Origin of the sequence: Stieleria sp., assembly GCF_041595215.1 — a bacterium.
Taxonomy (GTDB): Bacteria; Planctomycetota; Planctomycetia; order Pirellulales; family Pirellulaceae; genus Stieleria; species Stieleria magnilauensis.
This window is the reverse complement of the sequence record NZ_JBFHKV010000814.1, coordinates 1-4,072: the sequence shown is the minus strand read 5'-3', so window position 1 is coordinate 4,072 and position 4,072 is coordinate 1. Positions and strand designations below refer to the sequence as shown.

Annotated in this window: 4 protein-coding genes; 3 read left to right on the top strand and 1 reads right to left on the bottom strand. The window is 59.5% G+C overall.

Annotated elements, in window-relative coordinates; all coding sequences use genetic code 11:
• Window positions 1-85: 85 nt before the first annotated feature.
• Window positions 86-1,108 carry a tRNA (adenosine(37)-N6)-threonylcarbamoyltransferase complex transferase subunit TsaD gene (gene tsaD / locus ABX749_RS24590; RefSeq protein WP_372898319.1) on the bottom strand — a complete coding sequence of 341 codons (1,023 nt, stop codon included), beginning with the start codon at window positions 1,106-1,108 and terminating at the stop codon, window positions 86-88.
• 106 nt (window positions 1,109-1,214) lie between these two features.
• Between tsaD and rpsL the strand changes: the two genes are divergently transcribed.
• From rpsL to ABX749_RS24575, 3 genes are all read left to right on the top strand, one after another.
• Window positions 1,215-1,580: a 30S ribosomal protein S12 gene (gene rpsL, locus ABX749_RS24585; protein WP_095742113.1), complete on the top strand. Its 366-nt coding sequence runs from the start codon at window positions 1,215-1,217 to the stop codon at window positions 1,578-1,580.
• 70 nt (window positions 1,581-1,650) lie between these two features.
• Window positions 1,651-2,127: a 30S ribosomal protein S7 gene (gene rpsG, locus ABX749_RS24580; protein WP_095742114.1), complete on the top strand. Its 477-nt coding sequence runs from the start codon at window positions 1,651-1,653 to the stop codon at window positions 2,125-2,127.
• A gap of 206 nt (window positions 2,128-2,333) precedes the next feature.
• On the top strand, window positions 2,334-4,072 hold a 1,739-nt coding region (locus ABX749_RS24575; RefSeq protein WP_372898318.1), incomplete at its 3' end, for an elongation factor G.

Genomic DNA, 4,072 nt, shown 5'->3' with positions numbered 1-4,072 from the left:
CCACTACCCGGACTCGTCGCCTCGTCCACTTCTCGGACTCGTCGCCTCGTCCACTACCCGAAAATTGAGCTGCGGTAGACTACTACTAGAAGCCGCGTTGCAGGCCGGCGGTGATGTCGAGATCGAGGGGGGCGAATTCGCCGCGACGAATTTTTTCGAGCGCAATCGCTCCCATCACGGCATTGTCGGTGCACAGATTCATCGGGGCGATCACCAACTGGAAACCGTTCTTTTCAGCGGCCGTTTGCAGGCCCGTGCGCAGCACCGGATTGGCCGCGACCCCGCCGCCGACGATCAAAAACCCGGCCTCGTACGCTTTGACCGCGCGGACCGATTTGGCGACCAGCACGTCCACGACCGCGGCCTGAAACGAGGCACAGATATCGGCTTTGGCTTGATCGCTGAGGTTGATGTTCGAAAAATCCTTCACGCCGGGCGGGGCGATGCTGTAGTGGACCGCGGTTTTTAGGCCGCTGAAACTGAAGCGGTACCCGGGTTCTTTGAGCATCGATCGCGGGTAGGCGTGAGCGTTCGGATCCCCTTGGGCGGCCAAACGAGAGACCGCAGGCCCGCCGGGAAAGCCGAGATTGAGCATCGCGCCGACCTTGTCGAACGCCTCCCCGGCCGCATCGTCGATCGTCCCGCCGAGGTATTCCAGGTCCAGCGGGCTGGTGCAGTGATACAGACTGGTGTGCCCGCCGCTGACGACCAGCCCGATACAGGGATAGACCGACACGTCGGACGCCATTTGGCAGGCGTATAAATGGGCGTGCAAGTGATTGATCGCCACCAGCGGCTTTTTCCAGGCCACCGCCAGCGTTTTGGCGGCGACGACTCCGACCAGCAGCGATCCGGCCAATCCGGGTCGGTCGGCGACGGCGATCGCATCCAAATCGGCGCCTTGCAGCCCGGCCTTTCGCAGCGCGGTGTCGATGACGGGCAAAATCCGCTCGACGTGGGCCCGGGCAGCGACTTCCGGGACCACCCCGCCGAACTGTTCGTGCAGGGTTTCTTGGGTGGCGACACACTCGCCGAGCACGCGGCCGTCGTCGGAAATCACCGCCGCAGCGGTCTCGTCACAGGTCGATTCAATGGTCAAAATGGGCATCGCCAAATCTTACTGCTGATCAGCCCTTGACACCAACCGGTAGGGCACGATACTTGCACGCTTCCAAATACGGCAAACAACGGATAAACGCCAGAACGACGACTCTATGCCCACCATCAATCAACTCGTCCGCAAGCGACGCAAACTGAAAAAACGCCAAAGTAAGTCTCCCGTACTGGAGAAATGCCCGCAAAAGCAGGGCGTTTGTCTGCAAGTTCGTACGATGACCCCCAAGAAGCCGAACTCGGCACTGCGAAAGATTTCGCGGGTCAAGTTGAGCAACGGCAAAGAAGTCACCGTTTACATTCCCGGCGAAGGTCACAACCTGCAGGAGCACTCGATCGTGCTCGTTCGCGGTGGCCGGATCCGTGACTTGCCCGGTGTTCGCTACCAGGTCGTCCGCGGCAGCCGTGACGCGTTGGGCGTCGAAGGCCGTAAACGATCTCGCAGCCGCTACGGTGCCAAGAAATAGCATCGCCGGCTCGGCCGCTTGAAACACGCATTATTCAGAACGAACATCACTCGACATTTGAAAGTTTGAAATGGGACGGATCACCGCAAGTAAGAAACAGCTCAAGGGCGACCCACGCCACAATTCGATGCTGGCCGGAAAGTTCATCAATTGCTTGATGCTGGATGGAAAGAAGACCGTCGCCCAGAAAGTCTTCTACGATGCGTTGGCGGAAATCGCTCGACGTGGCGAGACCGAAGGCGACGAGCCGATCGAAGTCTTCGAAGCCGCTCTGGAAAACATCAAGCCGTACATCGAAGTTCGCAGCAAGCGAGTCGGTGGTGCCAGCTACCAGGTTCCGATGCAAGTCAATCGTGCCCGTCAGCAAAGCTTGGCCATCCGCTGGTTGCTCGAAGCGGTCCGTAGCAAGAAGGGCCGTCCGATGCACCTGAAGCTGGCCGACGAAATCATGGCCGGATACAAGAAGGAAGGCGTCGCGTACACCAAACGCGAAAACACGCACCGCATGGCCGACGCCAACAAGGCGTTCGCACACTTTGCGTGGTGATCGGCGTTCCGATCACTCCCAAAACTACAACGCAATCAACCTTTTCAAACCGCGACACGGCAATCCCGCCGTGATCGCGGTTTTTTGTTCCCATCGGATCCATTCCTGTGCGGTCTAGCGGAAATCGCTAAGACGTTACAAAATCCTTCCCATCGACGTTGCCCTCGGCGGAGCTCCGCTGCCACTTCCCTACCCCCTGATCAATCATGTCTGCCGACATCAATTTACTGCGCAACATTGGAATCATCGCTCATATCGATGCCGGTAAAACGACAGTCACCGAACGGATGCTGTATCTCAGCGGCGCAAAGCACCGCGTCGGACGTGTCGACCACGGCACGACCGACACCGATGACGACCCCGAAGAACAGGAACGCGGGATCACCATCTTCAGCGCCTGTGTGAGGTACCGCTGGGACAAGTACCACATCAACTTGCTCGACACGCCCGGGCACGTCGACTTTACCGCCGAAGTGGAGCGATGTTTGCGCGTCTTGGACGGCGCGGTCGTCGTGTTCTCGGCACGGGAAGGCGTCGAGGCACAAAGCGAAACGGTGTGGCGGCAAGCGGATCGCTACAACGTGCCGCGAATCGTTTTCATCAACAAGATGGATCGCGAAGGCGCCGATTTTGATTCCGTCTTCAACGACATCGGTCCCCGACTGGGCGGCCGACCGGTCGCGGTCGAATTGCCCGTCGGCCAAGGCCCGACTCACGTCAAAAACCCGTTCCGCGGGGTGATCGATCTGGTCGAGCTGAAGTTGCTGCAGTTCGATCCGGCGACCGAAGGCAAGGAGGTCACGCAAACGGATATCCCCGACGAGTTGATGGACGATGCGCTGCTGTGGCGTGAACAACTGCTGGAAACGGTTTGCGAGATTGACGACGACGCGATGGCCCTGGTGATGGAAGACCAGGAAGTGCCGGTGGACGTGATTCGCAAAGCGTTACGCAAAGGCTGTATCGAGCAGACGATCCAACCCGTGTTGTGCGGGTCGGCGCTGCACGGCATCGGTGTCCAACCGCTGATGACCGCCGTCGGGCACTACTTGCCCAGCCCGCTCGACCGCCCACCGGTCGAAGGGACCAATCCGAAAAAGCCGGACCAGCAACTGATCCGAAAACCGGACCCGACCGAGCCGTTTAGCGCGCTGGTGTTCAAGATCCTGCCTGCCAAGACGGGCGACAATTATTGGATTCGGATTTACAGCGGACAATTGAAACAGAACTCACGGGTCTATTGCCCCAACCGCGACAAGAAAGAAAACGTCGCCCAGCTGTGGCAGATCCACGCGTCCAAAAAAGAACGCGACGGGCAAACCGAATCGCTGGCCGCCGGGGACATCTGCTGTGTCATCGGCCCTCGGTTTGCCATCACGGGCGATACCCTCTGCGACACCCAGAACCAGATCGAATTGCCCAGCATCACGTTCGCCGACACGGTGTTGTCGATGGCGATCGAACCGGAGAACACGGGCGATCGCAAGAAGCTCGATGACACCCTGGACATGTTGCGTCGCCAAGACCCGACGTTTCGCGCGGTCGACAACGAAGAACTGGGGCAGACGATCATCAGCGGCATGGGCGAGCTGCACCTGGAAGTGATCCAACACCGGCTCACTCGCGACTTCGGGTTAAACGTCAAGTTCTACAAACCGCGAGTCAACTACCGTGAGACGATTGGCGGTAAAGCCGACGTCATCGGTGTCTGCAATCGGCAAATGGGCGCCAACCAGATGTTTGCCCGTTTGAGTGTCCGGGTGTCGCCCCTGGAAGACAGCTCCGCGAAGCCGATCGTGTTCGATCGGCTGCCGCCGGACACGCTGTTGCAGGGCGACGTGCGGCACGCCGCGATTCAAGAACTTCGCGACCGCGCCGAAGGCGGTGGTGTGCTGGCAGGTTTCCCGCTCTCGGGAATCAAGCTGGAAGCCTATGACGCCGAGGT